We start from the raw sequence: 16,313 nt of genomic DNA, 5'->3' as shown, positions 1-16,313 counted from the left end.
AATGTCTGCATAAGAATAATAATAAAAGAGCACGACATGCGTAAGATCTTGGGGATCGATCCAGGTCTCTCCGGTGGACTATCAATCATCGACGAGCAGTTTAATTTCATTGCTTGTATTCCAATGCCAACTATTAGCCTCGATGGCGGTAAGCGTCGGGTAGACCCGCGTCCGGTATTTGACTTCATCGCTCTCCATGGGCCCGAGCTGGCTGTCGTGGAGCTGGTTGGTGCAAGGCCCGGTCAGGGCGTCGTCAGCATGTTCAACTTTGGCGATGCCTTCGGTGCTGTAAGGGCTGCCGCAGAATGCCTTTGCCCTGAGGTGAGGTATTCCAGGCCGCAGGAGTGGCGCGGTCACCAGAGTCTCACGGGTCTATCAAAAGAGCAGATCGCTGAGGTCGCATTTGAGGTCTTCCAGGCCGAAGCCATATACGGCAAGCCACGTGCTGGTAAGCGTGCTGTGCGCGACGGTATATCCGACTCCTTGATGATCGCCAAGTTTGGCGTGCGGTTCTTGGAGTAAGGAATGGCAACCAAGGCACTCACCAAAAAGATCATCGCCGATCTCGAAAAGTACATCACCCAGACGACCAGTTTGAAGATCGCCTGTGGGTGTGCTGGTGTGCCTTCGTCCACATTTTTCGCATGGCAGAAGGCAGCAAAGGAGATTGAAGATGAAGGAAAAGACGAGTCTAACTTAACTAAAGATGAAGCCCTTCTGTTGGAGTTTCTGGAGCGCATTGACCTGGCCAAAGCGAAGTCGTGTAAGCCGGCAATCGACACCGTTATGAAGGCCATCAAGTTGGGTGATGCCAACCAGGCCGCAAGATTACTCAGCCGTCGCATGCCGGAAGAATTCGGCGACTGGAATCGCAAAGAAGTGACGATTCGCCAAGAGTCCACGGAAGAAAGCAGCACCGGCATCGCCCTAATTCCATCCATGGGCGCAGACAACGACCTCGACCAGCTCCTCCAGCGGCAACAAAGTGACGCTCTTTTGCTCGCAAAAACACGAACAGACGAACTCTCATAACAATAAAAATAAAGGTTGTTCAGATGATTAAGCAAAGAAGTTGGGGCGATTGCGGTGTTGCAGCCCTAGCAAACTCAATAACATTCTTTCCTACTTATGAAAAAGCTTTGGAGATGCTTGGTGGACGTGATTGTGGAATAACCATACAAGAGATTTGCGCTGCTATATATGAAAGCGGGAACGATCTTCCGATGTATCTACCTCTGGATGGTTTTGGGAGTGAGGCTGGTATCTCTAACGCTAACATCTCGTCCCTAGAGTCGATCCTGAAAAAGAGCGAATTTAATAACTATGGTCGACGTGCAATTTTCCAAGTGAAGACGAAGTCTGGAATGCTTCATTTCGTGTACTTCGACGGAAAGAATATTCACGATCCTTCCCAAATTGCCCCAGAGCACCCTGTATTTAGTGACTACCAATACGTAGTTGATGGGGTCTTTCTCTATGCAATCCATCACTGAGACGGCGCCGTTTGTGATCAAACAAGTGCAGGCGCTTGTGCGCAAACAAGCTTTTCGAGGTTGCCTGGGTGGGCCATGCGTCTGCGAATCAGCGTGTCCGTTAGTGACCCATTTAGGGGACATTAAGCCAGGAAAGGGGCGTTAATGAGCTCTTTTGGGGTCACTAAACACATCGCTAAAGCGGCGAGAAACATCGTATGGGAGCCAATACCTGGAGCGGGTGGTGGGCTGAGCTCGCAAGGAATGCTGCTCATCACTGGCCAGCCTCGCAACCTCGTCAAAGAGGTGCTTTTCCACGGTTCACGGGGTAACGGCAAGTCTGAATGCCTGCTCATGGCGTTTGGGCAACACATAGGGAAAGGGTGGGGCAGTTATTGGCGTGGTGTGATCCTGCGCCGGCAGTTCTCTTCGCTTAAAGACCTGATAGTCAAAAGCCATCGTCTGTTTCCGAAGCTGTTCCCAGGTGCTACGTACAACAAGAGCATGCGCGAGTGGACGTTCCCAACTGGCGAAGTGCTGATCTTTGATTACATCGAAAAAAAGGAACAGTACGAAGCCAAATTCCACGGCCAGGAATACTCGTTCATCGGTTGGGACGAATTAACGACCTGGGCTACTGACGAAATCTATGAGTCGATGATGTCCACGCTTCGGACGTCATACCAGCCCACCAAGGCCCAACCACTCATGCCGCCGTTACAGGTGCGCTCGACTACGAACCCATGGGGTGTCGGTAAACGATGGGTAAAAGCCAGGTTTATTGACGGCAAAATCAGTGGCCAGATTGAGTACAAAAATGGGCAGAGGGATAAGTGCGCGATCTTCGGCACGGTGTTCGAAAACCCTCACCTCAATGAAGAATACAAACAGTGGCTCAAGACGATCAGTGACCCTGCCAAGCGTGCCAGCTGGCTCCTGGGCGACTGGGAGGCGGTCGACGATACCGCTATGTTTGCGCCGCTTTGGAAGAAAGACCTGCTGCTGATGGCGCCATTTGAGATCCCGGCGCGATGGAAAGTGGAGAGGTCTTTCGACTATGGCCAATCAACGCCGTTTTGCTGTTTGTGGACTGCCGAAGCTAACGGCGAAACCGTGATGGTCAATGGAAGGCCATTCTGTCCGCCCAAAGGCTCGATCATCGTAGTGGGTGAGGATTACGGCACGCCATTGAATGCCGATGGTAGTCAGCAGAAGCGAGACCTGGGCCTGTTCCTTAGCGCCGGCAACATCGGCAAGCGCCTCAAGCAGCGCGAGGTAAGGCTGCAGGAATCGATCCTGAAGAACCACGCCAAGGTCACACCAGGGCCGGCTGACAACCAGATCTACAACGGTAGCCGGGTTGATCAAGGTAACGCCCCAACTGTCGCTAAAGACCTTGCTGCCGAGGGCATGACCTTCGTGCAGTCAGACAAGTCGCCTGGGTCACGTGTAACCAGCGCGCAGCTGATGTTTGGCCGTTTGCAAGCAACAATAGAGCAAGATCCTGGGAAGCCACATATCTACTTTTTCACTAACTGTCGCTTCCTGAACTCGTCACTGCCAGAACTCCAGCGCGACGAGGATCAGTTGGATAGTGTTAGTAAGTGTGGTGATGACCATGCCTGGGACGCACTTGCATATCGCTTAACCTGGAAGCGTCCAGTAACTTCAGTACAGCAAGGTATTCGTTAGTTTCGAAAGTTTGCCGTCAAAAGCTGTACAATAACAATAGCCAAATAATAATAAGAATAGGCACTAATATATGTCAGTTAGTCAACGCACTTTGCGCTGCCAAAAGTATTACGATGACCGTGAAATGATACGCGCAATCCGAGGCGGCACCGAAGTCCTCAGAGCTGCTGGTATTAAGTACTTGCCGAAGGAGCCTGGCGAATCTGCGGACTCATATAAGCGCCGTCTAGCTCGCTCATTTCTCACTAATTACACTGATAAGACAGCGAAGAATTTGGCTGCAAAGCCTTTTACACGGCCAATTGTTGTCAAAAGTGAGCGCTTTCAGGATCTAGCCGATGAGTACGTCAAGGCTGTCGATGGTAAGGGTACGAGCTTGACCGGGCTGTGTTCTACAGTCTTCGAAGATGCACTTTGGAACGGTTCGTCTTTTATTGCGGTGGACTGTGGAATCGATGGTGGCCGGCCATACGCTTACCTTCTCAGTGGGGACAATATCCTGGGCTATAGAAAAGACGAGGATGACAAGCTTACCGAGCTCCGCATTTTGGAGAAGGCAGTAGTTGCCGAGGGGGCGTGGGGCGAAAAAGAAGTGTCTCGTGTCCGGGTATTTAAGCGTGATGGTGAAGTGGTTTCATGGTCTCTCTACGACGGGGAATCCATTGATGGCGTCGCGATTACGCTGGATCAGCCATTTGCGCTAAAAGAAATTCCTGTAGCCCCGGTGCATTCATCTGCTGTCGTTTCCAGTGGCGAGCTTTTCGCGCACCCGCCGCTTAAAGACCTAGCCTACATGAACATCCAGCATTTCCAGGAATCATCGGATCAGTCCAATATTCTCAGGATTGCCAGGGTTCCGGTGCTTGTCGGGACAGGGTTCGCGAGCGATACGTCGATAGCGATTGGAAGTGAGTACGCGATTATTGGAGATGCCGGATCTGATTTGAAGTATGTCGAGCACTCTGGTGCTGCCATCGGTGCCGGTCGCGATTCGCTCAAGGATTTGGAAGCAAAAATGCAGTCGTATGGCACTGACATGCTAGAGAATTCTGGCGCTGTCGAGACTGCAACAGGTCGTGCACTCCAAGCCGGGGAGAGTAATAACAAGGTGGCGATGGTGGCGCTAAACCTGGCATCGGCGGTGGAGAAGGTTTTGGGGTGGATTGCCTACTTCAATAAGATTTCTGAGCCGGACTTTAACGTCGACATCAATACTGAATATGGCATCAATTCGGCGCCGGAAGAGCTGACGGCGTTGGCCAGTGCCAGGACGATTGGTGATCTTTCCCGCGAGGATTACTTGCAGGAGATGAAACGTCGAGGGATTTTGAGGACTGATTTTTCGATGGCCGATAACGAAGATAGGTTGGCTACTGAGCTAGTGTGAAAAAAGTATTTCTAAACCAAATGTTTTAGGGCCTCCGGGCCCTTTTTCTTTGTCCCAACTACTTTCATTCCTGGCTAACCTTGCTTACAATTAAATATAACTTAATATTTAAGGATCTCAGAATGTCCCGCCTAGCCGAATACCGTCAACTCGAACAGCAACTCGCTAACCAGCTGGCCGAGCTCGAAGCCATGAAGAACGATGGCGGCCTCCAAAAAGAGATGGAGTTCGAGAACAAGCTTCGCGCTCTCCTGGCCGAGTACGGCTATAGCCTGCGCAACGTCATCGCGCTGCTTGACCCACAAGCCGGTCGCCGTGCACCAGCTGCCGTCGCAACCAAAGGCACTCGCAAAGCTCGCGACGTTAAGATCTACAAAAACCCGAACAGCGGTGAAGTGATCGAAACCAAGGGTGGCAACCATCGCCAGCTCAAGGAATGGAAAAACGAGTTCGGCGCCGACGTTGTTGAGTCATGGCGCACTCAGTAAAACTGGTTTGAGTACAAATGAGGGCCCTGCGGGGCCCTTCTTTTTTGGAGGATCAGTATGCTTCGCTCGTCCGTGCTCGATTTGGCACATCGCTTTAGATCGGGAGTCGAGGAAGTCATCAAGACTGACGGCGCCCCTATGCACATCGGAGACTACCCGCATGGGTGCTGCGGCATCATTTCCGAGTTGATGGGGGACTACCTCAACACGCTAGCCATGGGCGATTTCCACTATGTCTGCTCGATGAAAGACGGCGCCTCGCACGCTTGGCTTGAGGTTGATGGGCTGATCGTTGATATCACCGGTGATCAGTTCCCTGGTCGACCTGGCATCTACGTCGACGAGCCTGACGTCTGGTACAAGGAATGGGAACAGGACACCAAGCACCTAGCGACCCATGATACCTCCGCGTTCTTTTACCGGGAGGAGCGTCAATTCCTCCTGAAGGTGCTGGAGCGCGTGAACAAGCCCGAGGCAGCAGCCGCTGGCTGACCTCACAATGCCGGCAGTAAGATGGTGGTTTGCGTGCATACAGGGCCCTGCGGGGCCCTTTTTAATGGAGAGGGATTTTTATGCCGAGCAACGACGTTTTTTGGTTCCGACTGAATGAAGAGTTACACGCCAGTTTCGACGAGGGCGATCTCGTTGACTTCAACTGGGATGACTTCGTAAATTACGACGCAGGCGTGGAGATGAAACTCAGAGCCAAGAACGTCTCATATGAACTGAACGGAAGAAAGGACTTCAAAGAATACTCAGAAATACCTGTCCGATTTATTCACTCAAAAGGTGATGCGATTGCCCTGTCGCCGGGCGGGTGGCGACCGCTGGCCTTCATCCCCAACGGCGCCGTTGTACTTTTTGACAAGAATGCTTTCGGGACAATCAAAAAACACATCGACAAAACCGGCAACCCTCAAGAAAACGCCATTAAGGTGGTTGTAGATCTGTTCCAAAACAGAGAGATAACCATCGATCCAAAGCCAATCCTTCTCGAAGGGAACAACAGGTTTGATAAGCGACTGCCATCGCTGGAAGAAATGCGTGAGGAACTTGGTTTTTTCACTGACAAGATGCAGGAGCGAGTTCCGAATCTGACCATCAAGGTCACTGCCGATTCGCTTACCCAGCTGCACAGGGCAAGCGCTGCGTTTTTCCAAGGTTTGGATGCGATTCTCAAGTTCATCGATGAGGTTTACAAGAAGTACGAATCCGGACATAAATTCATTCAGACACTAGACGGATTCAGAGAAATTATCGGAATGGCCCGAGTCGAAAACGTGAAAGAGGCCCATCTTGTGTTCGCGGCTATTGTGTTTAAGGCAGTTACTGGCGATAAGAACAACCCTACATTGAAGCTGTTGAAATTTAACAAACCGTATTTCATCGAGCAAGGAAACTCATTCAACGGTGCATTAGACATATACTCCATAATGCTCTTCCTCAGCGAGATTAGAAATCATGGAGACAATGTTTTCTTCGTCACCGCCGATAAAGATTTGATCCATCTGTGGAACGATATGAACCGACACATGATGGTCAATGACGAGCCAGGGGTACTGCATTTCGATATGATGTACTTCCTCCCTGGTCTAGAGGGCAGCGAGATCGATGAGCTACAAGAGTTGATGAAAGATTAAGCAAGGGAGCCGGGCGCGTTGTTGGCAAACCAATCAATGGCCAGCCCGGCCCTACTATCGGCTCTTAGTGCATGGCATCGTCACGTACCTGGATTTTCGCTATGGCTTTTGCGATAACTACGCGACGAGGCGCCACGGCAGGCACCACCAACTTCCCACGAAAATATTCTGCGTCCTCTTCTTTGTCTATTTTATAAATATATATTTACAATGAGCTTCGGAATGGCATTGACATTCTAATTGCCTGTGTAGCAAACTGTACATATTGGTGAGGCACCTAAATCATTTCCTGGCAAGAACAAGTGGAGAAAAAAATGAACGCGCGCACAGATTATTCATACGGTAGTGGAAAATACTTTATCGATCAGCGTGATGATGAGTTTTGTTTGGTTGAGTGTAACTACGCAGCGCATCAAGAACTATCTCCGCCGTACGAAGAGCTTGAGGTGTTTGACACAGAGGAAGAAGCAATTGCCGAGTGCGACAAGCTTCAGTCTAAGTATGATGAGTTTCTCAAGACCCAAAAGTCTGTAAGTTATCCCTCTCGCGAGTATATGGAAAACAAACTGTACGCCTGAGGATAAGATGGCCGAGCCAATAAGCCAGTTTGTTGTCAAATCAGTTATGGTTAGTCCTTACGCACCAAGTACTTCAATCGCTGCCTTTCCTGGATAACCTTTTCCCTGATCTCCTCAGGATCGATGCTCATGCCACCGCTGGCTGTGACCTGGAGCGTCCTTAGAGAGTTAATGGCTAAGATGAACCGCTCTTCCTTGAGCTGGCGGACTGTCTTGGGTTTAATTGTCCGGAAAAAATTGAAGATGTTAATTACTCATCATAATCAATAAGGGCTTCAAATTTCTTTACTGCATTTTCTTTTACCGCTTGCCGAGTTGACCCAGCTCGCAAAATTAGTTTGCAAACGAATCGCTCGCTATTTTGATAATCGTCAACTTCGTAGAGATTGTAGGTGTCTACAGTCTTGTGGTTGAAAAGAATTTCTGCGACCGGTTTGGCCACTAGGTTTGAGTTTACAATAACATTCTTTGAAAGCATGTTGATCACCTTTATTCGTTGATGCTGCATGAACAAAGTATTGCAAAAGAGAAAATGTGGTTGCAACAAATATTTTCGTGTATGCCTGAAGATGGCTTGGCGTCCAACTCAAAACAGCGCTGCAGGCCTTGAAAATACAAATAGGTATGCAACTAGCATACTCTTAAAATAGTTTGACCCGCTTGCCAGGGAAGGGGAGTTTTGAATGCAAAAAATCAAGTGGAAAGGCAGAGCCGTGCTCGGAGCCCTGGCTAGCGTCGTCTTGGCCACCTCTGCGTCGGCAGCCAATCTCTATAAGCCAGGGACAACGCCTGACCTCATGTTCAAGGTGGTAGAGCCCGTAGTTGGTGACGCGGTGACCCCGATCTTCATCATGGGTGATGAGCCGCTTAAATTCATAGCCGACGTGGATTCTGAGGCCGTGAAGGCAGCCGGCGTCAAAGAGGAGACGATGCGGTACTACCTGACCAACCTCAAGCCCACGTCAAACGCCTATGGAATTACCGGTTATGCACTGGGAGGATCTGGCGTACCGGGCAACGAAGTCAGAAGCCGGACATGCGCCATTGTCGTGGCGAGTGCTCAGCAGATGCAAACGACGACAACCATGTTTCATGAGTCAATTCACTGCAAGAATTTCGCAGCGCTGCGTGATGACCCTGAAGCGTGGCTATTGGCAACATCGCTGAATACCCCGGAGCTGGGGATGGCCACCAATCAGTTCATGTCCCTGTTCCAGGAGGTGCTAGCGGCGTACATGCAGGTCGCCTACAACAGCAACCTAGGTCTGAAGCATGGGATCGGCATGGTGATGCGAGCCGCCGAACCTGATCACAATACCGCCACCTCGATTGGCTATCGAACCGCCAGGCGAGCGTTGGCTTTGTGCGCAAAAAAGGATGCTTGTCCGACCGACGCGGTTGCCCTGGTGCACAGGCTTGCTCGAGATCCTGTATTGAGGGCAGAGTTGACCCAGGACATCCATGAGCTGTACATGGCGGCCAAGGCTAGCGGTTATGTTGTCGAAAACAATAAGCGTTAATGGCACTCGCCGTCAGGCTTATCAGTGATGCGCGGTTCCTCATCTGCGCGCTCAATGACAAAGCGATCTTCTTCAGCGACGAGACGAACGAGCGTATGGGGGACAGGCTGCATTAGGGCCATGTCCTCGAGTATTTCGTGGAGGACGTAGAGTTGCATCTGCCGATCATAGCCATCCATTCCGCGTGTGAGCTGGTCGCCGATAGCCTGGAGGTCAAAGTCCTTAATCGCCCTCATCGGTCGTTCACGCTCATCATGGGAGCCAACCATGAAGGTGACGATTTCACCGGCCCTTATCAGCATCTTTGCCTCCGTCGATGGGATTCCTAGGTCTGGACTGGACTTGCTGACGCCCGTCAGCACAAACAAAGTAGACCCTTGCAGGCGACCAAACCTGCCGTTTATAGACCCATGCATCATTCTCGAATCTGAAGAGCGATACGGAACTGGCGTTGACCATCTCAACGAGTTCATCGGCAGTTAAGTCATGATCGCAGTCATCAAAATTCACGCCAGGCTCGCGCTTTGCGATTGCTGATGCAAAGTAGTCCCGGATCGACATGTCAACGCCGTCGTAAAGCCAGTCTGAGTCCATTGTGCCTGCTCCATTGCTGAGTGGTTGTTATAGCTCTGCTGGGGTTTGTCGTCAAAGGCTGGTGGGTTGAGCACAAAAAAGGCCCCGTGGGGCCTTGAATCAGTAAATTTTCAGACGTCGCGTTCTAACAAGTATGGCCTGATTACACTGATAAGCATGAGCGTATAGATTGTAGCGAAGTAGAGTCCTGGAAGATGCAGGAGCTTTGACGCCATGATCGGTGCGACCGCGAACGCCAGAACAGACGCTGTGATAAGGGATAGCTTGTAAGACGAGACGGTCACGAGCAATTTCGGGCTCATGAAGCTCCTCATGAATTTTTTAACTTCTAGGTGAAGAATATACGTAAATAACGCAATTAATGACCAAGTAATGAATGCAGGGATGGGGAAAACAACGTTGTGATAAATTACTTCGAGATTCATGGTGTATCCTTATTGTTATTTTTATATTTTACAGCTTCTATTATATATTGGCATTGAGCCTTATGGGGTTCAAGAACTATTTGTGCGTATACCTGAAGATAGTTTTTAGTCAAATGAGCTGGCCAGAGCTAGCCAGAGCTAGTCAGGGCTGAAGTCCGTGATTGTTGGTTGACCAATAAAAGCGTTTCTCTTAATCAAAGATACTTTGCGCCCATCACACCCACTACCATGTCTCTCTTCTTTAGTAATATAGTTGGGGTTGGTATAGGGGTAGATGTAAAGCGAGCGGCAGTCGTTAAACCACTTGGCTAAGAAAGACTTTTCTTTTTAAGTGCTGCCGGGTATTCAACTGATATCACATTGATGTCCAGATAAATATTTCACTGTTTGCATGTATACCTATTGCACGCACTCATGCTCATTCAATACAATAAAAGCATAAGAAGAAGGGCAAAAGCCCCGTGGGTGAAAAGATGCAGTCAATCAAAATCAATGCGCTAGATAAAACAACTGCGGAAATGTGCGCCATCAGGCTTGTCGGCGGCTTTGACTCAAATAGAACCCACACTCCAGCACTCGACGTGTTGCGCTTTGACAGTAAAAAGAGATTCGCACAAGTGCTGATGTTGCTGAGCTCGCGGAAGCAGGCTGCAAGTATTCCTGGCGCATCATTGAACAAGTGGTCATCGGTAATCTTTTGCACGCAAAAGATCTGATTTTTGACGACAAACGCTTCGAGTTTTACCTGCAGACATTCAAAGATCAGGAGGCCATGGATTACGTGGTGTGGGAAGTAATCGCTCAGATTAACGAAGAATAATGAAGGGGAATGAAAATGACCAAATTTATAGATCAGTTCGACATGTACATTAACGCTCACGAGGCGTTTAAGCAGGGCAATCACGCAGAGGGTCTGAAGGCCACGCTGTTCCTCATGGCCAACGGCGTGGTGAAGCCAGGGGCCAGGCATCTTTACGACCTGTGGGAGTCGTCAGTGTACGGCGGCCATGCATCGGAAGAACTGTTTCTGACAATGTTAGACCAAGGGATGATTCCCGAAGTTCTGAGGGACGCGAAAGCCGGGAAGTTTGAGATCTTAAAGGAATTTATAGATGAGGTAGGGCGGCTTGACCAGGGCACTCAATATGCAGTCCTCAAGGCTGTTTAAGATAGTCAAGAGTTATTTCGCACCAAATCCCCCAAAGCCATTTTTATGATATTATGGCTGTACAACATAAAATAATAATAAGAAACCTTGGGGGTTTTAAGCATGTTGAAGCAAAACGGTCTTGTCGTTTTCAAAGCATATGGCGAAGAAGATGGCGGGACTCAAGAGCCAGGGGCTCAAACTGAAGTAGATCTTTCCAGTCCTGCAATCCAAGCACTCTTGAAAGCAGAGCGTGATCGTCATGCGCAAGAGATGACCGGTCTTAAAAACAAGAACGCTGAAATTCTTGGTGAGCTCAAGTCTGATAGAGACAAGCGTAAGGCCTTTGAATCGCAAATCCAAGACAAAGAAGATCTTGAGGCCTACAAAGCTGGAAGGCTCGACGTCACCGCGTTTTTAGATAAACGAGTAAGTGCCTCTACGGAATCGTACAAGCAAGTTATTGGTGAAAAAGACTCCAGCATCCAGGAGCTTCAAAAAAAACTTGAAGAGTCTGATATGCGTATCAAACGCATGCACGTCAGCCAAACTATTGGCCATCTGGTGCTCGCAAACGAGTTTGTACACAAAGAGGCCGCTGAAGACATCTCTGAGTTCGCACTGCGCGAGGGTGAAGTTGATGCAAGTGGTAATCTGGTGTTCAGAGACGAATACGGCAACGTAAAGCTGGGCCGTGACGGCAAACCACTCCAAGGTAAAGAATGGCTGGACGGTTTGCTCACCCGCAAGAAGTACTTGGCTAAAGATCTACCTGGGTCTGGTGGCAAGCAAGGTACGGGCGGTTCAGGTAAAACTGTTACGCAGAAGGAATGGCTTCAGATGATCATGAGCTCTGATAAGGCTCAAGAAAAAGAACTGATCGCAAAGCGTGCAAAAGGCGAGATCACAATTCAGCGATAATCACTTCGCATGTAAATTTGAGCTGCGACTTGCAGCTCGTACTACGCAATATGTGGCCTGCAAATAAAACCAAAATAATAATAAGAAAGGTTTAATCATGAATCAAAGTAATAATTTAGTGGTTCTACGCGCCTATGGCAACGAGTTTGAAGCACTTCAATCTGAGGTGATCCTCACTACTGCGCTGAAAGAGCTCGTCAGTCAGATGACCATGCCTGGTTTGATCACGGTCGATACCGAAGATGAATCCAAGAAGAAGGGTGACACCGTTCAAGTTCAATGCCCTGTCGTATTCAAGGAAGCCCTTGAGCATGGTGAGAGCTCGATTGCCACGGACATCGTAGAGCAGGTTGTTGATGTAAAACTCAACCGCCAACCTTACGTCGAATTTAAGATGTCGGATCGTGAATACAACTCGATGATCCAGGGAACTATCCCTAAAGCACTTCAGGGTGCCATCAACGTGCTTGCTTACACCATCAACTCGGCAATCGTTGATCTGTATAAGGAAGTCCCGCACTACGCTGGCAACCTGGAATCTAGCAACGACCGTTCGCGCGTCGACATCATCAAGACCAAGACTGGCATGGATCTGCTGAATGCTTTCGGTAGCCGTAACTTGGTTCTGACCAGCGAAACCTCGGCAGACTTGTTGAAAGACTTTACCAGTGGCTTTGACCAGGCTGCAGAACGCGACGGCATTATCGGTCGCCGTATCGGTTTCGATATCTACGAAGAGAACCAAGCGGTAACTCACAAGGCTGGTAGCGCATCGGCGGACGCTGGCATCAAAACCACTGGCATCACTGGCGCTGGTTCTAGCGTGATCTCGCTGACAGGCGCAACTGCCGGTGCCACGTTCAAACACGGTGACGTGCTCAAGATCGCAGGTGTTCCAGGCTCATTCGCTGTAGCCAGTGACGTTGTTGCAGTCGGCGGGTCGGCGGTGGTTACTCTCACTAAAGAACTGGAAGCTGAAGTTCCGGCTAACGCTTCGGTAACCGTAGTTGGCGATCACCGTGTTGACCTGGCGTTCCTGCCGGAAGCTTTCATGATCGTTTTCCGCCAGCTTGAAACCCCAACCAACTCCGGCAGCACCACCATCAGCTCACTGACTGATCCGAACACTGGTATCACTCTGCGACTGCTGAGCTGGTACGAGCCGAAGACGGAATCGACTCACTGGAAGCTCGAAACGCTGTTCGGCGTCAAGGCTATTGCTCCTGATCGCGCAATGCGTATGGGCGGCCACTAAGTAATTCTGGGCCTGCATGTCGGGCCCACGTTTACTCACCTGACCCCGCCTCTGGCTGCATGCAGCGAATGCGGGGTTATCTTTTTCCAGGAGTTGGTCATGAGTGCTCAAGCTTCAACATCACGAGAAGGCGAAGTCCTTCCAATCGTTTCACCCGGCGCGTCCAGGGGTAAGTCTGCCCTGACGAATGCCACAACTTTCACTAGCCAAAAAATTGATGGCGAAGCCGTCTACATCTTCTGCACGTCTCTGATTCACGTCGCTGAGGGCAGCACAGTCACCGACACCGACGCACCAATTGATGCTCGGGGCGGTGTGTATCTGAATGCAAACCGTGGCAAAACCATCAGCGTAAGGCTGCTTGGAAGCGAGGATCCGGCAATTGTTTGGATTCATGAAGTGAGATAACGATGAACATTACTGGCCGCAATCTTCTTTCTCTTACTGTTTATCACCTGAAAAACCTGGTTAAAAAGGTACTCGGGCAACCCGGTAATACCTGGGTAATTATCAATGACGATGGGACGGCGACTGTAGGCGGTAATGGAGCAAAACCCGGCGACACCATCACCGTAACCTTCCCTGACGGCACTGAAGCATCGAGCGTCGTAAAACCAGATGGCTCATGGGAAGTGAAGTCTGAAACCCAACAGCCCGGCCTTACTGTCGCCGACGTCGTGGTCAGCACTGAGCCGCCGAACTATACGCCAGTTATTGACTCGATAACTGTAACCACGGATGGAAACTATCTCGTTTCGGGCCACGGCGGTCGAGCTGGTGACACAATCAGCTTCACGATTGACGAAATAACTTACACATTAAACCTTGATGGTTCCGACGTCTGGTTTTTCACAGTCACGCCTGAAATCCCGCCCGAGGAAGTCGATCCAGGCGACGTCGAGGTCGACACGGACTACGTAGCCCCCTACGTAATCAGCATTTTTGACAACAATAACGGCACCTACCTCGTGACTGGCGGCGGCGGAAGGATTGGAGATACGCTCAATGTACAAGCTGGCGGGGTTACCTATGCCGTGGTTGTTGATAGTAATAATGGTTGGTCTGCGACTATCGGGCAACTTGTAGAGGACGAGATTGTTATCGATGATCCATACGTCCCTCCGTATGTGGTTTCGATCACTGACAACGGTAATAGTTCGTACACAATTGTTGGTGCAGGTGGTAATGCAGGGGACACCCTTACGGTCACTATTGATGGGGAATCGGTAACTATTGTCACGAATGCGGACGATAACTGGACTATCACACTCGATTTTTCGATCCCAGAAGTCCCTGATGTTGATGTAGGTAGTGACTATGTTCCCCCTTACGTTACTTCAATCGTCGACAATGGCGATGGAACATATACCGTCCATGGTGCAGGCGGAAAGATTGGAGACAATTTAACAGTAACGATCAACGAACAAACTTATCTGGTCAGTGTAACTGCCGCCGATTCATGGTCTGCGATAGTTGATACCAATACCACGGAAGAAGAAGTTGAAGTCGGCACGGACTATGTGAGTCCCTATGTTATCTCTGTTACTGATAATGGCGATTCTACTTATACTGTTTTAGGTGCGGGTGGTGATGCAGGCGATACTTTAACAGTCATAATCAACGGTCAAACATACACTATTGTGACAACTGCGGATGATAGTTGGTCTGTAGTTGTTCAGTTAATAGTTCCGGAAGTGCCTGATGTTGATGTTGGTAGTGATTATGTTCCTCCGTATGTGATCTCCGTGACCGACAACGGCGCCACTTTCACTGTTCTTGGCGGGGGCGGGCGCGTAGGTGATACTCTACAAGTTACATATCAGTCGAATAACTATGTGGTTACAGTTGATATTGCAAATTCTTGGACTGCAGAAGTAACTAAGATCGTGCCGGACGTTGAAGACGTTGATGTCGATGATACGTATGTGCCTCCTCGTGTAATATCTGTTACAAATAACGGTGATGGTACTTATACTATTGTCGGTGTTGGCGGGCTTGCCGGCGATGAGATACACATAAAGATTGGCAACAAAACGTTTACTGCGATCATAGAGACCAGTAATTCCTGGCAAGTGACGATTGAATTTCAAATCAGCATTGATCTCGGCGATATAGTTGTAGTTGTGGTTAAGCCTAATCTTGAAGGTTACGTTAATGCCGCTGATGCTGTTTATGTAGATATCGATGGCCTCGAATTTGTCGAAGTAGACGATGCTGGGAACTATATCGCTTGGGAGCAATTAGTGGCCGCTGTCAAAAAGTATATCGGTATCGCTGCAACACCTGAGGATTCGGGGTATTTGAAGTATTACAGCGGTTATCCAAAGGACATCGTTCGCCGCAATGGAAAATATATTAGTCAATACGACAATGTTTATAAGATCTATAGTGGCAGTGTTGATTCTGGCGTCGAAGTGACGGTGGCGAAGAACTATATGACGCCAAAGGCATTTGGTTTGTTCAGTACTGCTAATAGCGCTTACTATCTAAAAGCCGTAGGATCAACAAACGTTTTGACAAGGTATGATGGTGTTGAGACGTCGATTGTTTTTAATTATGTCGATAACCAGCTGGCTGTTATGACAGATGTTGGCGGTAAGGATTGGTTTTGTAGCAATACGGCGTCGTATTTTATTGATCCTTCTACTCTCGCCGTCACTATTGCACCACTTCCGCAAAATTTAGTGTTGCTGGCATCCTGCGCAGCTGATAGTGCGGGCGAGTACATACTGGTCGAGAGTGGTTCGAAAACGGATAGTTCAACCATTATTTTAGTGCTCAACAAAAACTTGACTGAAGTGGCGAGAATTCCAAATGGCCGTTTCATTTGTGGTGACACATACATTTTTGTTAAGTCAGGCCAGGGTGGATTGCGCAGATATGACGCAAAGACTTTAGAAGTCACTGAGTTGGAAAGTAGTGTATCTGTGCCGACAGAAGCGTCGAGCAGGTATGGCTTTACAGTCGGTGACTTTGCAATGTTTTACGGAGCTCAAAACGATAAAACAATGGTTACTTACGACGCGGGCCTTACCTGGTCAGCAGTAACGCTTGGAAATCCCTATATCGCGGGCATGGACTTCGATGATGGAGAGTTGATAGTTGGTGCACAGTACGCTCAAATTAACGGAAGACCTTACAACTTCGCACGCTTTAAGATGATCGAAGCGTGATACAATATTTTGCATAATAAG

The 16,313-nt window shown here is 49.2% G+C and carries 19 protein-coding genes; 16 read left to right on the top strand and 3 right to left on the bottom strand.

Features of this window, described 5'->3' with window-relative positions; genetic code table 11:
* Positions 1-36: 36 nt before the first annotated feature.
* The 9 genes from ACA058_RS18010 to ACA058_RS17970 all read left to right on the top strand — a co-directional run bounded on the left by ACA058_RS18010 (position 37) and on the right by ACA058_RS17970 (position 7,257).
* Positions 37-522, top strand: a complete 486-nt coding sequence (locus ACA058_RS18010) for a hypothetical protein (RefSeq protein ID WP_497635225.1) — start codon at positions 37-39, stop codon at positions 520-522.
* A gap of 3 nt (positions 523-525) precedes the next feature.
* Positions 526-1,032 (top strand): hypothetical protein, encoded by a 507-nt coding sequence (locus ACA058_RS18005; RefSeq protein WP_497635224.1) that lies wholly within the window; start codon positions 526-528, stop codon positions 1,030-1,032.
* 23 nt (positions 1,033-1,055) lie between these two features.
* Positions 1,056-1,493, top strand: coding sequence for a hypothetical protein (locus tag ACA058_RS18000; RefSeq protein WP_497635223.1), 438 nt, complete (start codon positions 1,056-1,058; stop codon positions 1,491-1,493).
* A gap of 243 nt (positions 1,494-1,736) precedes the next feature.
* Positions 1,737-3,164: a terminase large subunit domain-containing protein gene (locus ACA058_RS17995; RefSeq protein WP_497635222.1), complete on the top strand. Its 1,428-nt coding sequence runs from the start codon at positions 1,737-1,739 to the stop codon at positions 3,162-3,164.
* 70 nt (positions 3,165-3,234) lie between these two features.
* On the top strand, positions 3,235-4,551 hold the full coding sequence (locus ACA058_RS17990; protein ID WP_497635221.1) for a DUF4055 domain-containing protein: 1,317 nt from the start codon (positions 3,235-3,237) through the stop codon (positions 4,549-4,551).
* Positions 4,552-4,673: 122 nt separating this feature from the next.
* Positions 4,674-5,039: a histone-like nucleoid-structuring protein, MvaT/MvaU family gene (locus ACA058_RS17985; protein WP_497635220.1), complete on the top strand. Its 366-nt coding sequence runs from the start codon at positions 4,674-4,676 to the stop codon at positions 5,037-5,039.
* Between the two features lie 57 nt (positions 5,040-5,096).
* The gene (locus ACA058_RS17980; RefSeq protein ID WP_497635219.1) at positions 5,097-5,531 is read left to right on the top strand and encodes a hypothetical protein; all 435 of its coding nucleotides are present in this window, start codon (positions 5,097-5,099) and stop codon (positions 5,529-5,531) included.
* Between the two features lie 80 nt (positions 5,532-5,611).
* Positions 5,612-6,679 carry a hypothetical protein gene (locus ACA058_RS17975; RefSeq protein WP_497635218.1) on the top strand — a complete coding sequence of 356 codons (1,068 nt, stop codon included), beginning with the start codon at positions 5,612-5,614 and terminating at the stop codon, positions 6,677-6,679.
* Positions 6,680-6,993: 314 nt separating this feature from the next.
* A complete protein-coding gene (locus tag ACA058_RS17970) occupies positions 6,994-7,257 on the top strand; it encodes a hypothetical protein (RefSeq protein WP_497635217.1) in 264 nt (87 codons plus the stop codon).
* A 250-nt stretch (positions 7,258-7,507) separates the two neighbouring features.
* Here the strand turns inward: ACA058_RS17970 and ACA058_RS17965 are convergent, their stop codons facing one another.
* The gene (locus ACA058_RS17965) at positions 7,508-7,735 is read right to left on the bottom strand and encodes a hypothetical protein (protein WP_497635216.1); all 228 of its coding nucleotides are present in this window, start codon (positions 7,733-7,735) and stop codon (positions 7,508-7,510) included.
* Between the two features lie 205 nt (positions 7,736-7,940).
* On the opposite strand from ACA058_RS17965, the gene ACA058_RS17960 reads away from it, so the two are divergent.
* Positions 7,941-8,777, top strand: a complete 837-nt coding sequence (locus ACA058_RS17960) for a hypothetical protein (RefSeq protein ID WP_497635215.1) — start codon at positions 7,941-7,943, stop codon at positions 8,775-8,777.
* On the opposite strand, the gene ACA058_RS17955 is transcribed toward ACA058_RS17960, so the two are convergent.
* Positions 8,774-9,079: a hypothetical protein gene (locus tag ACA058_RS17955; RefSeq protein WP_497635214.1), complete on the bottom strand. Its 306-nt coding sequence runs from the start codon at positions 9,077-9,079 to the stop codon at positions 8,774-8,776. The genes ACA058_RS17960 and ACA058_RS17955 overlap by 4 nt on opposite strands.
* On the bottom strand, positions 9,060-9,371 hold the full coding sequence (locus ACA058_RS17950) for a hypothetical protein (RefSeq protein WP_497635213.1): 312 nt from the start codon (positions 9,369-9,371) through the stop codon (positions 9,060-9,062). The genes ACA058_RS17955 and ACA058_RS17950 overlap by 20 nt, the downstream gene beginning before the upstream one ends.
* An 898-nt stretch (positions 9,372-10,269) precedes the next feature.
* Between ACA058_RS17950 and ACA058_RS17945 the strand changes: the two genes are divergently transcribed.
* The 6 genes from ACA058_RS17945 (at position 10,270) to ACA058_RS17920 (ending at position 16,292) form a co-directional block, all read left to right on the top strand.
* Positions 10,270-10,512 (top strand): hypothetical protein, encoded by a 243-nt coding sequence (locus ACA058_RS17945; RefSeq protein ID WP_497635212.1) that lies wholly within the window; start codon positions 10,270-10,272, stop codon positions 10,510-10,512.
* Between the two features lie 119 nt (positions 10,513-10,631).
* Entirely contained in the window at positions 10,632-10,964 is a 333-nt protein-coding gene (locus tag ACA058_RS17940; RefSeq protein WP_497635211.1) for a hypothetical protein, read from the top strand.
* A gap of 102 nt (positions 10,965-11,066) precedes the next feature.
* Complete coding sequence (locus ACA058_RS17935) at positions 11,067-11,864, top strand: hypothetical protein (RefSeq protein WP_497635210.1); 798 nt, start codon at positions 11,067-11,069, stop codon at positions 11,862-11,864.
* A gap of 97 nt (positions 11,865-11,961) precedes the next feature.
* On the top strand, positions 11,962-13,119 hold the full coding sequence (locus tag ACA058_RS17930) for a major capsid protein (protein WP_497635209.1): 1,158 nt from the start codon (positions 11,962-11,964) through the stop codon (positions 13,117-13,119).
* A gap of 99 nt (positions 13,120-13,218) precedes the next feature.
* Positions 13,219-13,527, top strand: coding sequence for a hypothetical protein (locus ACA058_RS17925; protein ID WP_497635208.1), 309 nt, complete (start codon positions 13,219-13,221; stop codon positions 13,525-13,527).
* 2 nt (positions 13,528-13,529) lie between these two features.
* Positions 13,530-16,292: a hypothetical protein gene (locus tag ACA058_RS17920; protein WP_497635207.1), complete on the top strand. Its 2,763-nt coding sequence runs from the start codon at positions 13,530-13,532 to the stop codon at positions 16,290-16,292.
* The last annotated feature ends 21 nt before the right edge of the window (positions 16,293-16,313 follow it).

Source organism: Pseudomonas sp. LBUM1649 (assembly GCF_059716155.1).
Note: the sequence above shows the minus strand (reverse complement) of the source record. Positions and strands in the feature narration are given on the sequence as shown.

Coding starts and splice junctions, on each gene's coding strand:
- ACA058_RS17985 (WP_497635220.1), top strand. CDS start 4,674: ATGTCCCGCCTAGCCGAATACCGTCAACTCGAACAGCAACTCGCTAAC.
- ACA058_RS17925 (WP_497635208.1), top strand. CDS start 13,219: ATGAGTGCTCAAGCTTCAACATCACGAGAAGGCGAAGTCCTTCCAATC.
- ACA058_RS17930 (WP_497635209.1), top strand. CDS start 11,962: ATGAATCAAAGTAATAATTTAGTGGTTCTACGCGCCTATGGCAACGAG.
- ACA058_RS17995 (WP_497635222.1), top strand. CDS start 1,737: ATGCTGCTCATCACTGGCCAGCCTCGCAACCTCGTCAAAGAGGTGCTT.
- ACA058_RS18010 (WP_497635225.1), top strand. CDS start 37: ATGCGTAAGATCTTGGGGATCGATCCAGGTCTCTCCGGTGGACTATCA.
- ACA058_RS17980 (WP_497635219.1), top strand. CDS start 5,097: ATGCTTCGCTCGTCCGTGCTCGATTTGGCACATCGCTTTAGATCGGGA.
- ACA058_RS17960 (WP_497635215.1), top strand. CDS start 7,941: ATGCAAAAAATCAAGTGGAAAGGCAGAGCCGTGCTCGGAGCCCTGGCT.
- ACA058_RS17920 (WP_497635207.1), top strand. CDS start 13,530: ATGAACATTACTGGCCGCAATCTTCTTTCTCTTACTGTTTATCACCTG.
- ACA058_RS17955 (WP_497635214.1), bottom strand. CDS start 9,079: ATGCTGATAAGGGCCGGTGAAATCGTCACCTTCATGGTTGGCTCCCAT.
- ACA058_RS17965 (WP_497635216.1), bottom strand. CDS start 7,735: ATGCTTTCAAAGAATGTTATTGTAAACTCAAACCTAGTGGCCAAACCG.
- ACA058_RS17970 (WP_497635217.1), top strand. CDS start 6,994: ATGAACGCGCGCACAGATTATTCATACGGTAGTGGAAAATACTTTATC.
- ACA058_RS18005 (WP_497635224.1), top strand. CDS start 526: ATGGCAACCAAGGCACTCACCAAAAAGATCATCGCCGATCTCGAAAAG.
- ACA058_RS17945 (WP_497635212.1), top strand. CDS start 10,270: ATGCAGTCAATCAAAATCAATGCGCTAGATAAAACAACTGCGGAAATG.
- ACA058_RS17990 (WP_497635221.1), top strand. CDS start 3,235: ATGTCAGTTAGTCAACGCACTTTGCGCTGCCAAAAGTATTACGATGAC.
- ACA058_RS17950 (WP_497635213.1), bottom strand. CDS start 9,371: ATGGACTCAGACTGGCTTTACGACGGCGTTGACATGTCGATCCGGGAC.
- ACA058_RS17940 (WP_497635211.1), top strand. CDS start 10,632: ATGACCAAATTTATAGATCAGTTCGACATGTACATTAACGCTCACGAG.
- ACA058_RS17975 (WP_497635218.1), top strand. CDS start 5,612: ATGCCGAGCAACGACGTTTTTTGGTTCCGACTGAATGAAGAGTTACAC.
- ACA058_RS18000 (WP_497635223.1), top strand. CDS start 1,056: ATGATTAAGCAAAGAAGTTGGGGCGATTGCGGTGTTGCAGCCCTAGCA.
- ACA058_RS17935 (WP_497635210.1), top strand. CDS start 11,067: ATGTTGAAGCAAAACGGTCTTGTCGTTTTCAAAGCATATGGCGAAGAA.